The sequence below is a fragment of the Micromonospora salmantinae genome (assembly GCF_022230905.1).
GTDB classification, from domain to species: Bacteria; Actinomycetota; Actinomycetes; order Mycobacteriales; family Micromonosporaceae; genus Micromonospora; species Micromonospora salmantinae.
This window is the reverse complement of record NZ_JAKKFG010000011.1, coordinates 123,775-140,864: the sequence shown is the minus strand read 5'-3', so window position 1 is coordinate 140,864 and position 17,090 is coordinate 123,775. Positions and strand designations below refer to the sequence as shown.

15 protein-coding genes and 1 riboswitch are annotated in these 17,090 nt (G+C 71.8%); of the genes, 7 read left to right on the top strand and 8 right to left on the bottom strand.

Annotation, left to right across the window (positions count from 1 at the left end; all coding sequences use genetic code 11):
* Positions 1-21: 21 nt before the first annotated feature.
* Positions 22-2,121 (top strand): PQQ-dependent sugar dehydrogenase, encoded by a 2,100-nt coding sequence (locus PSH03_RS09480; RefSeq protein ID WP_238688878.1) that lies wholly within the window; start codon positions 22-24, stop codon positions 2,119-2,121.
* A gap of 118 nt (positions 2,122-2,239) precedes the next feature.
* Here the strand turns inward: PSH03_RS09480 and PSH03_RS09475 are convergent, their stop codons facing one another.
* The 4 genes from PSH03_RS09475 to pdhA form a co-directional block, all read right to left on the bottom strand.
* Entirely contained in the window at positions 2,240-3,919 is a 1,680-nt protein-coding gene (locus PSH03_RS09475) for a right-handed parallel beta-helix repeat-containing protein (RefSeq protein WP_238688988.1), read from the bottom strand.
* Between the two features lie 188 nt (positions 3,920-4,107).
* A complete protein-coding gene (locus PSH03_RS09470; protein ID WP_372494726.1) occupies positions 4,108-5,445 on the bottom strand; it encodes a dihydrolipoamide acetyltransferase family protein in 1,338 nt (445 codons plus the stop codon).
* Entirely contained in the window at positions 5,442-6,446 is a 1,005-nt protein-coding gene (locus tag PSH03_RS09465; protein ID WP_210784881.1) for an alpha-ketoacid dehydrogenase subunit beta, read from the bottom strand. Before PSH03_RS09465 ends, PSH03_RS09470 begins: the two co-directional genes overlap by 4 nt.
* Positions 6,443-7,609 (bottom strand): pyruvate dehydrogenase (acetyl-transferring) E1 component subunit alpha, encoded by a 1,167-nt coding sequence (gene pdhA, locus PSH03_RS09460; RefSeq protein ID WP_372494725.1) that lies wholly within the window; start codon positions 7,607-7,609, stop codon positions 6,443-6,445. The genes PSH03_RS09465 and pdhA overlap by 4 nt, the downstream gene beginning before the upstream one ends.
* Before the next feature lie 105 nt (positions 7,610-7,714).
* Between pdhA and PSH03_RS09455 the strand changes: the two genes are divergently transcribed.
* On the top strand, positions 7,715-8,221 hold the full coding sequence (locus tag PSH03_RS09455) for an Lrp/AsnC family transcriptional regulator (RefSeq protein ID WP_210784855.1): 507 nt from the start codon (positions 7,715-7,717) through the stop codon (positions 8,219-8,221).
* 9 nt (positions 8,222-8,230) lie between these two features.
* Here the strand turns inward: PSH03_RS09455 and PSH03_RS09450 are convergent, their stop codons facing one another.
* Positions 8,231-9,202, bottom strand: a complete 972-nt coding sequence (locus PSH03_RS09450; RefSeq protein ID WP_210784854.1) for a DNA polymerase domain-containing protein — start codon at positions 9,200-9,202, stop codon at positions 8,231-8,233.
* 87 nt (positions 9,203-9,289) lie between these two features.
* On the opposite strand from PSH03_RS09450, the gene PSH03_RS09445 reads away from it, so the two are divergent.
* From PSH03_RS09445 to PSH03_RS09430, 4 genes are all read left to right on the top strand, one after another.
* Positions 9,290-10,561, top strand: a complete 1,272-nt coding sequence (locus PSH03_RS09445) for a GNAT family N-acetyltransferase (protein WP_210784853.1) — start codon at positions 9,290-9,292, stop codon at positions 10,559-10,561.
* A gap of 52 nt (positions 10,562-10,613) precedes the next feature.
* The gene (locus PSH03_RS09440; protein ID WP_238688877.1) at positions 10,614-11,345 is read left to right on the top strand and encodes a histidine phosphatase family protein; all 732 of its coding nucleotides are present in this window, start codon (positions 10,614-10,616) and stop codon (positions 11,343-11,345) included.
* On the top strand, positions 11,329-12,198 hold the full coding sequence (locus PSH03_RS09435; RefSeq protein ID WP_210784851.1) for an NAD(P)H-hydrate dehydratase: 870 nt from the start codon (positions 11,329-11,331) through the stop codon (positions 12,196-12,198). Before PSH03_RS09440 ends, PSH03_RS09435 begins: the two co-directional genes overlap by 17 nt.
* 79 nt (positions 12,199-12,277) lie before the next feature.
* Positions 12,278-12,778, top strand: coding sequence for a hemerythrin domain-containing protein (locus tag PSH03_RS09430; RefSeq protein ID WP_238688876.1), 501 nt, complete (start codon positions 12,278-12,280; stop codon positions 12,776-12,778).
* 60 nt (positions 12,779-12,838) lie between these two features.
* Here the strand turns inward: PSH03_RS09430 and PSH03_RS09425 are convergent, their stop codons facing one another.
* A complete protein-coding gene (locus tag PSH03_RS09425; protein ID WP_210784849.1) occupies positions 12,839-13,645 on the bottom strand; it encodes an SDR family NAD(P)-dependent oxidoreductase in 807 nt (268 codons plus the stop codon).
* A gap of 149 nt (positions 13,646-13,794) precedes the next feature.
* A riboswitch (ZMP/ZTP riboswitch) is annotated at positions 13,795-13,884 on the top strand.
* A 19-nt stretch (positions 13,885-13,903) separates the two neighbouring features.
* Here PSH03_RS09425 and PSH03_RS09420 point away from each other — a divergent pair.
* Positions 13,904-15,340: a glycine hydroxymethyltransferase gene (locus PSH03_RS09420; RefSeq protein ID WP_210784848.1), complete on the top strand. Its 1,437-nt coding sequence runs from the start codon at positions 13,904-13,906 to the stop codon at positions 15,338-15,340.
* Between the two features lie 95 nt (positions 15,341-15,435).
* On the opposite strand, the gene PSH03_RS09415 is transcribed toward PSH03_RS09420, so the two are convergent.
* The gene (locus PSH03_RS09415; protein WP_210784879.1) at positions 15,436-15,696 is read right to left on the bottom strand and encodes a hypothetical protein; all 261 of its coding nucleotides are present in this window, start codon (positions 15,694-15,696) and stop codon (positions 15,436-15,438) included.
* Positions 15,697-15,763: 67 nt separating this feature from the next.
* Positions 15,764-17,089: an aminotransferase-like domain-containing protein gene (locus PSH03_RS09410; RefSeq protein WP_210784847.1), complete on the bottom strand. Its 1,326-nt coding sequence runs from the start codon at positions 17,087-17,089 to the stop codon at positions 15,764-15,766.
* Position 17,090 lies beyond the last annotated feature (1 nt).

Sequence of the window (17,090 nt, the reverse complement as noted above, 5' to 3'; positions counted from 1 at the left end):
CCACCCCGGGGGATTCACCTGATGAACAGGACCGCATTCGCGTCCGCCCTGCTGTTGGTGACGGCCGGTCTGGCCGTGCCACAGTCGGCAGCGTCCGCGGCGCCGGCCGCGCCGCCGGACAGCAGCTTCCAGAAAGTGACACTGAACGACTTCCCGGGCGAGCCGATGAGCCTCGCCGTCCTGCCCGACCTGCGGGTGCTGCACACCTCCCGCACCGGTGAGGTCCGCATCCACGACCCGCGCACCGGGCTGAACACCCTCGCCGCCGACATTCCGGTGTACGAGCACGACGAGGAGGGGTTGCAGGGCGTCGCCATCGACCCGAACTTCGCCCAGAACAAGTGGGTGTACCTCTACTACTCCCCGCCGATGGACACTCCGGTGGACGACCCGGCGACCCCCGGCGTCAACGAGGGGGACGCGCCGGAGACCGGCACCGAGGCGGACTGGCAGCGATTCAAGGGCGCGTTGCGGCTGTCCCGGTTCAAGCTGGACGGGATGAAGCTGAACCTCGCCAGCGAGCAGCAGATCATCGACGTGCCCACCGACCGGGGCATCTGCTGCCACGTCGGCGGCCAGATCGACTTCGACAGCAAGGGCAACCTGTACCTGTCGACCGGTGACGACACCAACCCGTTCGCCTCCGACGGCTACATCCCGATCGACGAGCGGGCCGACCGCCACCCGGCGTACGACGCCCAGCGCACCTCGGCCAACACCAACGACCTGCGCGGCAAGCTGCTGCGCATCAAGGTGAAGGCCGGTGGTGGTTACACGGTGCCGGCCGGCAACCTGTTCAAGCCCGGCACGGCGCAGACCCGCCCGGAGATCTACGCGATGGGGCTGCGCAACGCATTCCGGTTCGCCGTCGACAGGCGTACCGACGACGTGTACGTGGGCGACTACTCCCCGGACGCCTCCAGCCCGAACCCGGAGCGTGGGCCGGCCGGGCACGGCCGGTGGATGCTCGTCGACAAGCCGGCCAACTACGGCTGGCCGTACTGCGTGACGCCGACGATCGCCTACCGCGACTACGACTTCGCCACCGGCGAGTCCGGCGCCAAGTTCAACTGCAAGCGCCCGGTCAACGACTCACCGCACAACACCGGCAAGCGCGTGCTGCCGCCGGTCGAGCAGCCGGAGGTCTGGTACGCGGCGGCCCCCTCGGCCGAGTTCCCGCAGCTGGGCACCGGCGGCATCTCTCCGATGGGTGGCCCGGCGTACGAGTACGACGGAACCAGCACGTCGCGCACCCGCTGGCCGGCCTACTACGACGGGGTGCCGCTGTTCTACGAGTGGTCCCGCGACTACATCAAGGAGCTCCGCCTCGACGAGGACGGCGACGTGACGGACATCCGTCCGGTGGCGCCGTCGCTGGTAGTGGACAACCCGATGGACATGGAGTTCGGCCCGGACGGCGCGCTCTACGTGCTGGAGTACGGCGACGGCTACTTCGCCGAGAACCCGGACGCGCAGCTGTCCCGGATCGACTTCGTCCGCGGCAACCGGACGCCGATCCCGAAGATCAGCGGCACGCCGACCGTCGGGCAGGCCCCGCTGACCGTCGCGTTCTCCAGCGCCGGCACGACCGACCCGGACGGTGACAAGCTCAGCTACGCGTGGGACTTCAACGCGGACGGCTCGGTGGACAGCACCGCTGCGAACGCGAGCTGGACGTTCCCGGAGAACGGCTCGTACACGCCGACGTTGAAGGTCACCGACCGCACCGGACGGTCCGCCTCGGCGTCCCTGCCGCTGGTGGTCGGGCCGACCGCGCCGATCGTCGAGTTCGTCACCCCGGAGGCCGGGCAGCCGTTCCAGTTCGGGCAGACGGTCGCGTACGAGGTGAAGGTCACCGACGACCTGCCGGTGGACTGCTCCCGGGTGAAGGTCACCTACGTGCTCGGGCACGATGAGCACGGGCACCCGCTCTCCACCTCGACGGGTTGCTCCGGGTCCATCCCCACCTTCCTGGACGGTGGGCACAGCGGCGCGGACAATCTGACCGCGGTGTTCGTCGCGGAGTACACCGACGCGCCGACCGACCCGGGCGTACCCGCTCAGTCCGGTTCGGCGACGGTGGTGCTGGACCCGACCCCGGTGGCCGGTCTGGCCGGCTGATCAGCTCAACCACGACAGTGGCGGCGGCCGGATCCTTCCGGCCGCCGCCGCATGTCGTTCAGCTCCAAGATCTCGCCGGCGCCATCGGCGGGGCCTCCGGACAGCGGCCGGCGGCCGGTCAGCTCCAGTCGCTGTCCACGTGGTTGTCCCGCCACCGTCCGCCCACCGGCGGGGTGTCCAGTCGCATCCCCTCGTCGGCGTTGCCGGCCAGGTCGTTGTCCTCGACCCGGCAGTCCACGCAACTGCCCCGCTCGGTGATCCACAGCCCGTGCGTCTGGGTCGGGTCGTCGTGGTTGTCCCAGACCCTGTTACCCCGGATGGTGGCCGAGTCGAACGGCGCGTCGACGGTGATGCCGGCCCGCACCTTCGGTGCGGCGGCCAGTTCGTATCCACACCCCGGCGGTGGCACGTCCCCGCTCCACGCGCTGAACGCGTCCGGGCGGACCGGGGCGAGGGTGAGTTCGTCGCCGGTGTTGGAGGCCACCATGGCCACGGCCTTCCCGACCCGCAGTACCTTGCCCCGGTGCCCGTCGTGCGGCCAGTTGGCCGACCGGTCCACCAGGCACCGCTCGCTGTAGCGGACGGCGTCGCCGGTACCGCCGGTGCCCTCGCCGTACTGCCGTCCGTTGTTGCGGATCCGGTTGTTGAGCAGCACCGCGTCGGTCATCTGGTGGTCGATCCGGATCGCGTCGAGGCCGTTGCCCCAGAACTCGTTGCTCTCGATCACCACGTCCCGGATCGAGCCCCGGTAGCCGCGCCCCAGGTCGTGCGAGTGATAGCCGTGCCGGCCGTTGCCGCTGATCCGGTTGCCCCGGACGGTGTACGGGCCGGGGCTGTTGCCGATGCTGACCCCGTCGCACATGTTGCCGTCGATGACGCAGTCGGTGAGCAGCCCGCCCCGGCCGGCCACCGACGAGGTGCCCTGCGCGGACACGTCGAACCCGGTCTCCAGGTTTCCGGTCATGGTGCAGGCGGAGACGATCAGGCCGTCGGCGCCCCAGTCGGAGATGCCGAAGCGGTTGCCCTGGCTGTGGCAACCGATGATGCGGTAGCCGCGCGGCGGCGCCCAGTAGTCCTTCTGCAGTTCCAGGAAGATGCCGTTGGTGCCGTTGGCCAGGGCGGTGCAGTTGGCGATGGTCAGCCGTTCCACCGCTCCCCAGCCGCCGATGCCGATCCCGATGCCGGCGCCGCCCATCTGCTCGCCGTTGTCCAGTCGGCCACAGCCGACCACCACCACGCCGTCGATCAGGGAGTCCTGGAGGAAGTCGCAGCCCAGCCCGGTGGCGGCGGTGTGGTGGATGTAGAGGTTGCGGAAGACGCCCCGCACCACGTACTGGAGGCCGAGGCCCTTGGCCAGGTAGTTGTACTCGGCCATGGCGACGCCGGAGCCGTCGATCTGGAAGTCGGAGAAGGTGCAGTCGGCGATGTGCCGATCCCGGTCGGCGCCGTGCTGCACCGTGGTCCAGAAGGCCAACGGCGTCGGGTCGGCCCGGTTGCCCTCGTTGCTGAGCATGAACCGGGTCGCCGCCGGGCCGGCCCCGATCAGCGACACGCCGCTGCGCCACACAGTGCCCGCGTCCCGGATCGAGTAGATGCCCGGCGGGCAGTAGATGACCCGGGCCCGTCCGTCCGAGGCGTACCCGGCGCCGAGGCGGTCCACGAGGGCGGCCAGCGCCGGCTGGTCGTTTGTCGCGCCGTCACCGGAGAGCCCGTACTCCAGCGCGTCGCAGTACAGCGGCGCGCCGGCCGAGGCGGGCCGTCGTACCCGGACCGAGTTCAGTAGCAGCTCGTTCGCCACGGCCACGGGCGGGCTCCCTTCGACGCGTTCGGTGCGCTCCGGCGGGGCCGACTTCCCGGTGAGGCCGCCGGGAAACCCGGCCCGATGGCACCGCCGGGAAACCCCGGCCTCGATGGCACCGCCGGCGACCCCGGACGTGCGCCGGCCCCGGCGCCGCATCAGCAGCGCCGGGGCCGAGGGGGTACGCGTCAGACGGCGGCGATCAGCAGCGCCGGTCGCTCCACGCAGTCGGCGACGTGCCGCAGGAAGCCGCCGGCCACCCCGCCGTCGCAGACCCGGTGGTCGAAGGTGAGGCTGAGCTGCGTCACCTTGCGGACGGCGAGCTGCCCGTCGACCACCCACGGCTTGTCCACGATCCGCCCGACCCCGAGCAGGGCCGCTTCGGGGTGGTTGATGATCGGCGTGGAGCCGTCGACGCCGAACACCCCGTAGTTGTTCAGCGTGAAGGTGCCACCGGTCAGCCGGGCCGGGGGCAGGCTGCCGGCCCGGGCGGCGGCGGTGGTCGCCGCCAGTTCGGCGGCCAGCTCGGCGGTGGTGAGCCGCTGGGCGTCGCGCAGCACCGGCACCAGGAGCCCCCGGTCGGTCTGCGCGGCGATGCCGAGGTGCACCCCGGCGGACTGGACGATGCGCTGCGCCTCGGTGTCGACCCGGGCGTTGAGCTGCGGGAACCGGCGCAGTCCGCTGAGGCAGATCCGGGCCAGCAGGGCCAGGATGCTCACCGGCGCGTCGGGCATCGCGGCGTTGATCGCGGCGCGGGTCTCCAGCAGCCCGGTGGCGTCCACGTCGACCCAGATGGTCACCTCCGGGATCTCCCGCCGGCTGCGGGAAAGTTTGTCGGCGATCACCTTGCGGACGCCGGTCAGCGGGACGATGACGTCGCCGTCCCCGGCCGGGGCCGACCCGACCTGCGGGTCCGGCACGGCGGCGAGCCGGGCGGCGGGCGCGGTCAGCGCGGCCTGCACGTCGGCGCGGCGGATCACACCCCCGGGTCCGGTGCCTCGCACCGTGTCGAGGTCGACGCCGTGCTCCCGGGCCAGCCGCCGCACGATCGGCGAGATGACCAGGGCGGCAGTAGGCGGTGCCGGTTCGCCGGACGCGGCAGCCGCGCCGGTCGGGCCGGCGTCAGCCGGTTCGGGGGCCACCGCCAGGCGGGGGCGACGCCGACGACGGGTGGTGCTGCCGTGCCCGGTGCCGTACCCGATCAGCACGTTGCCGGAGCCGGCGCGCTCCTCCTCGCGGTAGGTGGCGTGCCCGGCGGGCTCGTCGCCCCCGTCCAGCGGCGCAATGGTGATCAACGGCTGGCCGACCGGGCGTACCTCGCCGGCCGCGCCGTGCAGGGTGACCACCCGTCCGGCGTACGGGCAGGGCACGTCGACGACGGCCTTGGCGGTCTCCACCTCGACCACGCTCTGGTCGACGGTGACCACGTCACCTACGGCGACCCGCCACTCGACGATCTCGGCCTCGCTCAGCCCCTCGCCCAGGTCGGGCAGGAGGAAGACCTGCGTCCGTTCGACGATGGTCATGCCGCCGCCCAACGCGCGTCCGGCTGGTCGTCCCACTGGAGGCGGGCCACCGCGTCGAGCACCCGGTCCACGCCGGGCAGGTGGGTGTGCTCCAGCATCGGCGCCGGGTACGGGATGTCCAGTCCGGCGACCCGCAGCACCGGGGCGTGCAGCGCGTGGAAGCAGCGCTCCTGCACCCGGGCGGCGATCTCCGCGCCGACGCCCGCGAAGCCGGGGGCCTCCTGGATCACCACGCACCGGCCGGTACGCCGGACCGAGGCGGTGATGGTCTCGTCGTCGAACGGCACGATGGTGCGCACGTCGACGACCTCCAGGTCCCACCCCTCCTCCCGGGCGGCCTCGGCGGCCTCCAGCGCGACCGGCACCGCCGGCCCGTACGCCACCAGGGTGGCGTCGCGTCCGGGCCGGCGCACGACGGCCCGACCGAACGGCTCGTTGCGGGTCGGCAGAGACGCCTCGGCGCTGGCGAAGTAGAGCTTCTTGGGCTCCATGAAGATCACCGGGTCGGGGTCCTCGATCGCCTCGCGCAGCAGCGAGTACGCGTCGTCGACAGTCGCCGGGGTGACCACCTTCAGCCCGGGCGTGTGCGCGTAGTACGCCTCGGACGAGTCGCAGTGGTGCTCGACTCCGCCGATCCCGCCCGCGTACGGCACGCGGATGACGATCGGCACGCTCAGCGCGCCCCGGGTGCGGTTGCGCAGCTTCGCCACGTGCGAGGCGATCTGCTCGAACGCCGGGTACGCGAACGCGTCGAACTGCATCTCGACCACCGGGCGCAGGCCGGACATGGCCATGCCGACGGCGAAGCCGACGATGCCGGCCTCGGCGAGGGGGGTGTCGAAGCAGCGGTTCTCGCCGAAGCGGGCCTGGAGGCCGTCGGTGATCCGGAAGACGCCGCCGAGCGCGCCGACGTCCTCACCGAAGACGACGACCCGGTCGTCGGCGGCGAGCGCGTCGGCGAGCGCGGTGTTGAGCGCCTTCGCCATGGTGGTGGCCATCAGGCGTCACCCTCCTCGGCGTGGGCGGCGGCCAGCTCGGCGCGGACCTGCTCACGCTGTTCGATCAGCTGCGGGGTGGGCTCGGCGTAGACGTGGTCGAAGAGGCTCAGCGGGTCGACGGTGGGCTGCTCGTTCATCCGGGTCCGCAGGTCCGCCGCGTACGCCTCGGCCTGCTCGGCGATCTCGGCGACCGCCGCGTCGTCGAGCACACCGCGGGCGCGCAGGTAGGTCTCCAGCCGGGCGACCGGGTCCCGGTCCCGCCAGGCGTCGACCTCGGCGCCGTCGCGGTAGCGAGTGGCGTCGTCGGCGTTGGTGTGCGGCTCCATCCGGTAGGTGTGGGCCTCGACCAGGAACGGTCCCTTGCCGGCGCGGGCGTGGGCGACCGCGCGGGTGAGCACGGCGAGCACCGCGACCGGGTCGTTGCCGTCGACCTGCTCGCTGGGTACGCCGTAGCCGACGCCCTTGTAGGCCAGCGACGGCGCGGCGGTCTGCCGCGACAGCGGGACGCTGATGGCGTACTTGTTGTTCTGGACGAAGTAGACCACCGGCGCCTTGAACACGGCGGCGAAGTTGATCCCCTCGTGGAAGTCGCCCTCGCTGGTGGCGCCGTCGCCGATGAAGGCCAGCGCCACTGTGTCGCGACCCTGGTACGCCTCGCCGTACGCCAGCCCGGCGGCGTGCACGCACTGGGTGGCGAGGGGGGTGCACTGCGGTGCGGTGTGCACCTCGGTCGGGTCGTAGCCGCAGTGCCAGTCGCCGCGCAGCAGGGTGAGCACCTCGACCGGGTCGATGCCTCGGGCAACCAGCGCCATCGATTCGCGGTACGTGGGGAAGACCCAGTCGGTGTCGCGGACCGCGAGGACCGCGCCGACCTGGCACGCCTCCTGGCCCCGCGAGGACGGGTAGACGGCGAGCCGGCCCTGCTTGGTCAGGGCGGTCGCCTGGGTGTCGAAGCGGCGGCCGAGCACCATCCGGCGGTACAGCTCGCGCAGCACCTCGGCGGGTGGTTCGGGGTAGTCGGCGCGGGCGGGCAGCGGCGTGCCGTTCTCGGCGAGCAGGCGGACCGGCTCGGCGTCTGGCAGCAACGAGCGCGCCGGGTCGGGCGGGGTGACCGTTCGACGGGCGCGCGGGGATGCCCTGCGGACCGCCTGGGGAGTGGTCGTCACGGCGGAACCTCCTGGGACGTGTGGTGAGCCTATGCTTCCGCTTGTGGATGATTGACTCAAGATCGACACGGAAGGCGGGACGGTTGGCATGCGGAGGGCCCAGCAGTGAGCCAGGAGACCGCCGACGAAGCGAGCCGGGGTACGGGATCGGGACGATCGGCCCGAGCCCTGGACGAGGTCGACCGGCGGATCCTCGACGAGCTGGTCCGCGACGGTCGGACGTCGGTGCGCACCCTCGCCGAACGGATCCACATCTCCCGCACCAACGCGTACGCGCGGGTGGAGCGGTTGCTCCGCGACGGGGTGATCACCGGGTTCCGGGCCCAGGTGGCGCCCGAGGCGGCCGGGCTGGGCACCTCGGCGTACATCGCCCTGACCATCGAGCAGAACACCTGGCGGGAGGTGTCGGCCGAGCTGGCCCGGGTGCGCTACATCGAGCACGCCGCGCTGCTCGGCGGTGACCACGACGTGCTCGCGCTGGTGCGCGCCCCGGACAACGCCGCGCTGCGCGACGTGGTGCTGGGCCGGGTGCAGAGCATTCCCGGGGTGCTGTCCACCCGCACCTGGCTGGTCTTCGAGGAGTTCGACGGGGCCGGCAGCCCCTGGGCGTGAGCGGCGGGCTCAGCGCTCCGGCGGGGCCTCCAGCCCGTCGCGGTCGGCCAACTCCAGCAGCGGTTCCAGCGAGTGCCGGTCACCGTCCAGGCCGGCGTGCGGGTCGCCGCGCTCGGCGAACCGGGCCGGCATGCTGAGCACGTCGAAGTCCTCCGGACGGACCTGGTCCAGCTCCGACCAGTCCAGCGGCGCGGAGACCAGCGCGGCCGGCGTCGGCCGGATCGAGTACGCCGAGGTCACCGTGTGGTCGCGGGCCATCTGGTTGTAGTCGACGAAGACCGGCCGGTCCCGCTGCTCGCGCCACCAGGTGGTGGTGACCAGGTCCGGCAGCCGACGCTGCATCTCCCGGCCCAGCGCGAGCACCGCCCGACGGCACTCACCGAAGCTCCACCGCGGCTCGATCGACAGGTAGACGTGCAGCCCTCGACCGCCGGTGGTCTTCGGGTAGCCGGTCATGCCCAGCTCGGCGAGGAACGCCCGCACCTCGTGCGCCACCGGCACCACCTGCTCGAAGCCGACGCCGGGCATCGGATCCAGGTCGATGCGTAGCTGGTCGGGGCGTTCCACGTCGGCGGCGGTGACCGGCCACGGGTGAAACCGCAGGGTGCCCAGGTTGGCCGCCCAGATGACGACCGCCAACTCGCTCGGCGCGACCTCGTCGGCGGTACGCCCACTGGGGAAGGTGATGTGCGCGGTCCGCACCCACTCGGGCGCTCCCGCCGGCAGCCGCTTCTGGTAGAACGCGTCGCCCTTGTTGGTCTGCCGGGTGGCGATCGTCGCGCCCTCGAAGACACCGCGCGGCCAGCGTTCCAGCATGGTCGGCCGATCGCGCAGCGCCCGCAGGATGCCGTCGCCCACCGCCAGGAAGTAGCGGACCACGTCCAGCTTGGTCAGCCCACGCTCGGGAAAATACGGCTTGTCGGGGCTGGAGACGCGGACCAGCCGCTCCCCCACCTGAATCTCCTCCGCCGTCGTGGCCACGCACCGAGGGTACGCGGTGGTCAGGTGATCAGCAGGCACCGACTGGCGTCGATCGCACTTCTTGACCCGGTCGGGCAGGATGGCGTCGTGCGCCAGCAGAAGACCAGATCGGGTGGGGCACCCGCCGTACGGATCGACGACGCGAAGATCGAGGACATCCCCGCCCTGCTCGCCCTCGACGCGCTCTGTTTCCCGCCCGACGACCCGGCGCACGAGCCAGCGGCGCCGAGCGAGATCGAGAACGGCGTCGCGGGCGGGCACGTCCGGGTGGTCCGCGCCGGCACGGAGATCGTCGGCTTCCTCCAGTACGAATTGCCGAGCGCCCATCACCTCTACCTGAGTGGGCTCGGAGTGCACCCGGACCAGCGGCGCACCGGTGTGGGTGCGGCACTTCTCGACGACTTCGTGGCCCGGGCACGGGCGGTCGGGGCGCAGCCCCACCCGACCATCTCCACGGTGACCAGCCCGGAGAACCTGGCCATGCTCGGGTTGCTGCTGTCCCGCGGGTTCGTCGTGCGCACCATCGTGCCGGACTACTTCGGCCCGGGACGCGACCGCTACTACTGCCAGCACAAGTCACGGGTGGAGTACGTCGACGCCGACGAGCGCTATCTGATCCCGGTTGCCGCGTCGGCACAGATCGCCACCCTGCTGGCCGGCGAGCAGAACGTCATCACGGGACTGGTGAACCTGCCCGCCGGGCCGGCCCTGGAGCTGTCCCGGTTCGAGAAGGAGGACTTCGCGGCCCTGCAGTCCGACGAGAGCGCCGCCGGGATCGCCTTCTCCAGCGGCATCCTGGCCTCGATCGCGTTCGTGCTCGGCCTGTCGTTCGCCTCCCCGGCCTATCCCGACGGGGTACGGGTGCTGCTGATGTGCTCGGCCCTGGCCACCACCGCGTCGCTGATCATCTATGCCAACACCTCCGGTGAGCTGGCGCGGCTGCGAACCAACAGCTTCGGCCGGTACACCAAGTGGGGCAACGTGCTGTCGGAGTTCGGCGGTGTCTTCCCCTTCCTCATCGCCCTACCGGTCACCTTCGCGAGGATCACCTCCTCGGTGGGCGTGGCCCTGGCGGCCGCGGCCCTCTTCGGCGCCGCACTGCTCGTCTACGACCGGTCGGCCTTCGCCATCTCGGCGCGCTTTCGACAGAGCGTCAGCACGACCGCACTGTCCCTCTTCGTCGCCGCCGCGCCGGTGCTGGGCGTCCTCGCGGTACGCCACTCCGCTCCGATGGTCCCCTGGGCCTGGACGGGAGCGGTACTCCTGGCCCTGGCCGCCCAGTCCTTCACGTACCTCTTCCGCCGGCGCGACGAGTCGACACCCCAGGCAGGGCTGCGCCCCTGGCAGAGCCGCCGCTAGGCGGCGGACGGCGCTCCGATTACCAAACGCTCGTGCCGGGTAGGGGGGCCGCATGGCGGAACTGGCAACCCTGTGGATCGTCCGGCACGGCGAGAGCACCGCGAACGTCGCGGCGACGCACGCCGAGGCGTCGGGCGCGGAGCTGATCGACCTCACCCACCGCGACGCCGACGTGCCACTCTCCCCGACCGGAGAGGAGCAGGCTCGGGCGACCGGCCGTTGGCTGGCCGAGCTGCCGGACGCGGGGCGACCGGACGTGGCTGTGGTGTCGCCGTACCTGCGGGCGGTGCAGACCTCGCGGCTGGCGCTGGCCGGCACCGACATTCCCGTGCACCGCGACGAGCGGCTGCGCGACCGGGAGCTGGGCATCCTCGACGGACTGACCGGGCACGGGGTGCGCCGGCGGTACCCGGACGAGGCCGAGCGCCGGGAGCGGTTGGGCAAGTTCTACTACCGGCCGCCGGGTGGGGAGTCCTGGACGGACGTGGCGCTGCGGCTGCGGACGCTGCTGGGCGACCTGCGCCGCGACCACGAGGGTTGCCGGGTGCTGCTCTTCGGCCACGACGCGCTGGTCTTCCTGCTTCGCTATCTGCTGGAGGGGTTGACCGAGGACGAGCTGATGGCGCTCACCCGGCAGGACGTGATCGCCAACTGTTCGATCACCGAGTGGTCGGCGGACGGCGAGGACCGCCTGGCCCTCACCGCCTTCAACGATGTCGCGCACCTGCGTCAGCAGGGCGCCCAGCCGACCAGGGAGGACGAGATCCATGCCGAGCCGGTCTGAGGTGAAGGTGATCACCCCGGCGTTGCTGCGGGACTGGGCGCTGCCGGTTCCGGTCGGTGGAAAGGAGAGCCGGGGCACCGTGCTGGTGGTCGGCGGTTCCCGCTTCACGCCGGGCGCGGTGCTGCTCGCCGGGGTGGCCGCGCTGCGCGCCGGTGCCGGGGTGCTCCAGTTGGCCGCCGCCGAGTCCACCGCCGCCGCGCTGAGCATCCAGGTGCCCGAGGCGCTGGTGGTCGGGTTGCCGGAGACCTCCGACGGCGCGGTGGCCGCCGACCGCGACGGGCAGCTCGGCGACCTGGTCGCGCAGGCCGACGTGGTGGCGATCGGCCCCGGCTTGAAGGCGATCGACGAGACCAACCGCCTGCTGGGCCTGGTTCTGGAGGCGGCCCGTCCCGACACGTCGCTGGTGCTCGACGCGTACGCCCTCGGTGCGCTCAGCCACGCACCGGACCTGCTGGTCGGCTCGGGTCGGCCCGTGGTGCTCACCCCCAACGTCACCGAGGCCGGGCACCTGCTCGGGCGGGAGCCGGGCGACGACCTGGACGCCGAGGCGGCCGAGTTGGCCGCGCGGTACGAGGCTGTCGTGTCGCTGTACGGGCACGTGGCCGCTCCGGACGGGCGGGGTTGGCGGGAGGAGAGCGGCGACGCCGGGCTGGGCACCTCCGGCAGCGGGGACGTGCTCGCCGGGTTGCTGGCGGGGCTGCTGTCCCGGGGCGCCGACCCGGCGCAGGCGGCCTGCTGGGGCTCGTTCGCGCACTCGGTGAGCGGCCAGCGGCTGATCCCCCGCTACGGCCGGATCGGCTTTCTGGCTCGGGAGTTGCTCGACGAGATCCCCCGCACCCTGGCGATGGTCTGAGGCGGTTTCACCTGTTTCCGCATTCGGTGTCGGGGTACCGGAACCCCACCAGCCGAGACTCGTCAGGGAGGTCATACCGGTGTCGACCGATGCCATCGTCCTGCTCAAAGAGGACCACAAGGAAATGCGCCGCCTGTTCACTGCCTTCCAGGACGCCGAGGAGGGGCCGGCGAGCCAGCGGCAGAAGCTGGTGGACCAGATCCTGGAGGCACTGACCGTGCACACCTATCTGGAGAACGAGGTGATGTACCCGGAGGTCCGGCGGCTGCTGCCCGACCTGGAGGACGACATCCTCGAGTCGTACGAGGAACACCACGTCGCCGATGTGCTCTGCGCCGAGCTGGCCAGCATGGACGCCGACGACGAGCGGTTCAACGCCAAGACGACAGTGCTGATCGAGAACGTCACCCACCACGTCGAGGAGGAAGAGCAGGAGTGGTTCCCCAAGGTCCGCGACGCGCTGGGCCGCAAGCAGCTCCAGGAGATCGGCGAGAAGATGATCGCCTTGCGCGCGGACGCGCCGCGTACCCCCACCGCACCGAAGGCGATCAAGAAGGCGCTCGACGCGGTGCCGGCCTGAGGCACCCGCTCACACCGAAGGGCCCGGCACGATGCCGGGCCCTTCGTCGCGCGCCACGGGTCAGCTGCCCGAGCCCGGCTCGGCCATCCGGCGGTGCTGCTCGGACTTGAGCTTGTCCGGAATGATCTTGCCGGCGGCGGTCTGCACCTTGTTCATCAGCGAGCCGGCGGTGATCGTCTGATCACCCCTCATCATCGCCTCGAAGCCCTGCTCGGCGACCTTCGCCGGGTCGTCCTTCCTGCCCGAGCCCACCCGGGTGTCCTCCATGTCGGCGCGGTCGAAGAACTCCGTGTCGGTCGGCCCGGGCATCAGCGAGGTCACCGTGACGCCGGTGTCCTTCAACTCGTTGCGCAGCGCCTCGGCGAAGGACTGCACGAACGACTTCGACGCGTTGTAGACCGCCTGGAACGGCCCCGGCATGGTGGAGGCGATCGACGAGGTGAAGAGGACCCGGCCCGCGCCCCGCTCGACCATCCCGGGCAGCAGCCGCTTCGCCAGGTGCACCGTCGAGCGCACGTTGAGGTCGACGATCTCCAACTCGTCAGCGAGGTCGGTGCCGCCGACGAAGGCGCCACCGGCGCCCCGGCCGGCGTTGAGCGCCAGCGCGTCCAGCGGCCGTCCGGTCGCGGTGACGGCCGCCACCAGTTCCGACACGCCCTGCTCGCGGGCCAGGTCGACGCGGACCGACCAGATCTGCGGGCCGCCGTCGCGGCGCAGCTTCTGCGCGGCCAGCTCGATGCCGTCGTCCTCGGCCGCGATCACCAGGTCGAAGCCGTGCTCGACGAACTGCGCCGCCAGCTCGTACCCGATCCCGCTGGAGGCGCCGGTCACCAGGGCGAGCGGCCGGTCGGAGGTGGGTGTGGTCATGTTCTCGACTCCTTCTGTGCGAACCCTGGCCGCACCCGTGACGGTGCGGTGGTCTCCTACCGTGTGCCCCGCGACGCACCGCCCAATCACGTCGGCGGGGTCGCCTCCCGGAGGGTGGCCCGAACGGCCGGCTCCGGCCCGGTAGGATCCTCCCGGGCCGTTACTGGCGCGTGGGGATGGAGAACCATCGGGGAGCGGCCTCGTCACGTGGACGTTTGCCGAGCGCCTGGGCCTTCCCGCACGTCTGTTGGAGGTCGCATGTCCCGCAACGCCGAGTCCACCGCATTCCGGAGTGCCCTTGAGGTGATCCGGGCTGTCGAGCCGCGGGTCGCCGACGCCATCGGCGCCGAGCTGACCGACCAGCGGGAGTCGCTCAAGCTGATCGCCAGCGAAAACTACGCCTCCCCGGCGACCCTGCTGGCCATGGGCAACTGGTTCAGTGACAAGTACGCCGAGGGCACCGTCGGCCGCCGCTTCTACGCCGGCTGCCAGAACGTCGACACCGTCGAGGCGCTCGCCGCCGAGCACGCCCGGGAGCTGTTCGGCGCCGCGCACGCGTACGTGCAGCCGCACTCGGGCATCGATGCCAACCTGGTCGCCTTCTGGGCGGTGCTGGCCGACCGGGTGGAGTCCCCCGCCCTGAAGAAGGCCCAGGTCCGCCAGGTCAACGACCTCACCGAGGCCGACTGGTTCGCGCTGCGCCGCGAGCTGGGCAACCAGCGGATGCTCGGCATGTCGCTGGACGCCGGCGGCCACCTCACCCACGGTTTCCGGCCGAACATCTCCGGCAAGATGTTCGACCAGCGCAGCTATGGCACCGACCCGGCGACCGGCCTGATCGACTACGACCGGGTGGCCGAGGCCGCCCGCGAGTTCAAGCCGCTGATCCTGGTGGGCGGCTACTCGGCGTACCCCCGGAAGGTGAACTTCCGAATCCTGCGCGAGATCGCCGACTCGGTCGGCGCCACCTTCATGGTCGACATGGCGCACTTCGCGGGCCTGGTGGCCGGCAAGGTGTTCACCGGCGACTTCGACCCGGTGCCGCACGCGCACATCGTCACGACCACCACGCACAAGTCGTTGCGCGGCCCGCGCGGCGGCATGGTGCTCTGCCAGCCGGAGTTGGCCGACCAGGTCGACCGGGGCTGCCCGATGGTGCTCGGCGGCCCGCTGCCGCACGTGATGGCCGCCAAGGCGGTCGCGCTCGCCGAGGCCCGCCGGCCCGACTTCGCCGACTACGCCCAGCGGATCGTCGACAACGCGAAGGCGCTCGCCGAGGGGCTGCTGAGCCGGGGCGCAACGCTGGTCACCGGCGGCACCGACAACCACCTGGTGCTGATCGACGTGTCCGGCTACGGGCTCACCGGCCGGCAGGCCGAGCAGGCCCTGCTCGACTCGGGCATCGTCACCAACCGCAACTCGGTCCCGCAGGACCCGAACGGCGCCTGGTACACGTCCGGCATCCGGATCGGCACCCCGGCGCTGACCACCCGGGGCCTGGGCACCGCCGAGATGGACCAGACCGCCGAGCTGATCCACACCGTGCTGACCCAGACCACCGCCGGCGCCAACGCCGACGGCACGCCGTCGAAGGCGAAGTACAACCTGGACGCCGGCCTGGCCGACAAGGTGGCCCGCCAGGCCACCGACCTGCTGGCCACGTACCCCCTCTACCCCGGCATCGACCTGAGCTAGCCCTCGACCGCGTCGATCATGGAGTTGTGGTGCCCGATCCGGGCTGGTGCACGACTTTCGTCCACCACCACAACCCCATGATCGACGCGGGGGCCTCAGTCCATCGGGCGCTTCAGGTGGTAGCGGTGGACTTCGGTGCTGCCCTGGACGTTGTTGACGTCCTCCGCGGCGGAGACCAACTCCCACCCCTCCCGGCCCGCGCGGTTGAGGTGCGCGATGGCGGTGTCGCCGTAGGCGGTGATGTCCTTGCGTGACCCGTCCGGCGCGTACCAGACGAACGAGACGTGAAAATTGCGGCCCTGTCCCTGATAGCGACGGACGAGCAGGGCGTACTCCCAGGCAACCATGCGGCTTATTATGACCGTCCAACCAGGACGGCGGCACGCGGGTCGTCGCGCATTGCCATCCGATGAACGCGGTGTGTCAACCCGCCCGGCGAGTCAACTCGTCGGTGATCAGCGCCGCGAGGCGGTCCAGCCCGACGTCGATCTGCTCCGGTGTGACAGCGCTGACCGACAACCGCAACGCGTGGACCGGCACGCTGTCGTCGTAGAAGTGCGCCATCGGCGTCCACAGCACCCCGTAGTCGCGCCCCGAGCGGTCCAGCAGCGCGTCGTCGACCGGGAACGGCACGGTCACCACCACGAAGAACCCGCCGGCCGGCACCGTCCACCGCACCGCGGGCCGGTCCGGCTGAGCCGGAAAGCGCCGGGTGAGGCCGGCCACCAGGTGGCGCAGATTCCGGGTGTACGCGGACCGCTCCCGGGTGTTCGCGGCCACCAGGCTGCATCCGTGCTCCAGCAGCCGGCCACCGATCACCGCCTGCGCGATCGGCGACGTGTTCACAGTGACCATGCTCTTGATCATGGCGAGTTGGTCGGCGAACGGGCCGACCCGCCCGTCCGGGCCGGCAACCCGCTGGTCGGCGACGACGTACCCGACCCGTGCGCCAGGGAGCACGGTCTTGGCGAACGAGCCGAGGTAGACGACCCGCCGCCCGGTGTCCAACGCCTTCAGGGTGGGCGGGCGCGGCCCGTCGTCGCTGTGGAACAGACCGTACGGGTTGTCCTCCAGCAGCAGCAGATCCTCCTGCCCGGCCAGGTCCAGCAGCCGTTGCCGGTGTGCGGCGTCGATGCTGACCCCGGAGGGGTTGGCGAAGTCCGGCATCAGGTAGCAGGCGCGCGGCCGCAGCCCCGCCGCCCGCGCCCGGCGCACCTGGGCGGCCAGGTCGGCCAGGTCGACCCCGGCCGACCCACTCGCGACCGGCCACACCGGCAGGTCCACCAGCCGGGCCGCCCCGGTCAGCCCGACGTACGTCGGGGCGACCGCGAGCAGCACGTCCGTCGGCCCGGCCCGCAGCGCCCGCAACACCAGGAACATCGCCTCCTGGCAGCCGACGGTCACCACCACGTCCTCCGGGTCGACGGTGATCCCCTCGTCGACCGCGAGGTTGCGGGCGATCAGGTGGTGCACGATGCCCTTGGTCCGGCCGTACTGCAGCAGCAGCCGCCGGGCCTGCTCGGGTCGGTGCCCCAGGTCGTCGACGAGGTGCCGGTGGAAGGTGTCCAGGTGCCGGTGCACCGCCGCGAGGTCGAAGAACTCCTCGTACGGCCGGCCGGCCGCGAGGGACACCGCCGCCGGGTAGCGCTCGGACACCTCGTTGAGGAAGTTCATCGAGGTCAGCGCCGGATCGCCCAGCGCGGGGTGCAGGTCGGCGACGCTCAGGTCGACCGGTTCGCCGGCGGCCATC

Coding starts and splice junctions, on each gene's coding strand:
- PSH03_RS09435 (WP_210784851.1), top strand. CDS start 11,329: ATGCCGAGCCGGTCTGAGGTGAAGGTGATCACCCCGGCGTTGCTGCGG.
- PSH03_RS09440 (WP_238688877.1), top strand. CDS start 10,614: ATGGCGGAACTGGCAACCCTGTGGATCGTCCGGCACGGCGAGAGCACC.
- PSH03_RS09420 (WP_210784848.1), top strand. CDS start 13,904: ATGTCCCGCAACGCCGAGTCCACCGCATTCCGGAGTGCCCTTGAGGTG.
- PSH03_RS09470 (WP_372494726.1), bottom strand. CDS start 5,445: ATGACCATCGTCGAACGGACGCAGGTCTTCCTCCTGCCCGACCTGGGC.
- PSH03_RS09410 (WP_210784847.1), bottom strand. CDS start 17,089: ATGGCCGCCGGCGAACCGGTCGACCTGAGCGTCGCCGACCTGCACCCC.
- PSH03_RS09480 (WP_238688878.1), top strand. CDS start 22: ATGAACAGGACCGCATTCGCGTCCGCCCTGCTGTTGGTGACGGCCGGT.
- PSH03_RS09425 (WP_210784849.1), bottom strand. CDS start 13,645: ATGACCACACCCACCTCCGACCGGCCGCTCGCCCTGGTGACCGGCGCC.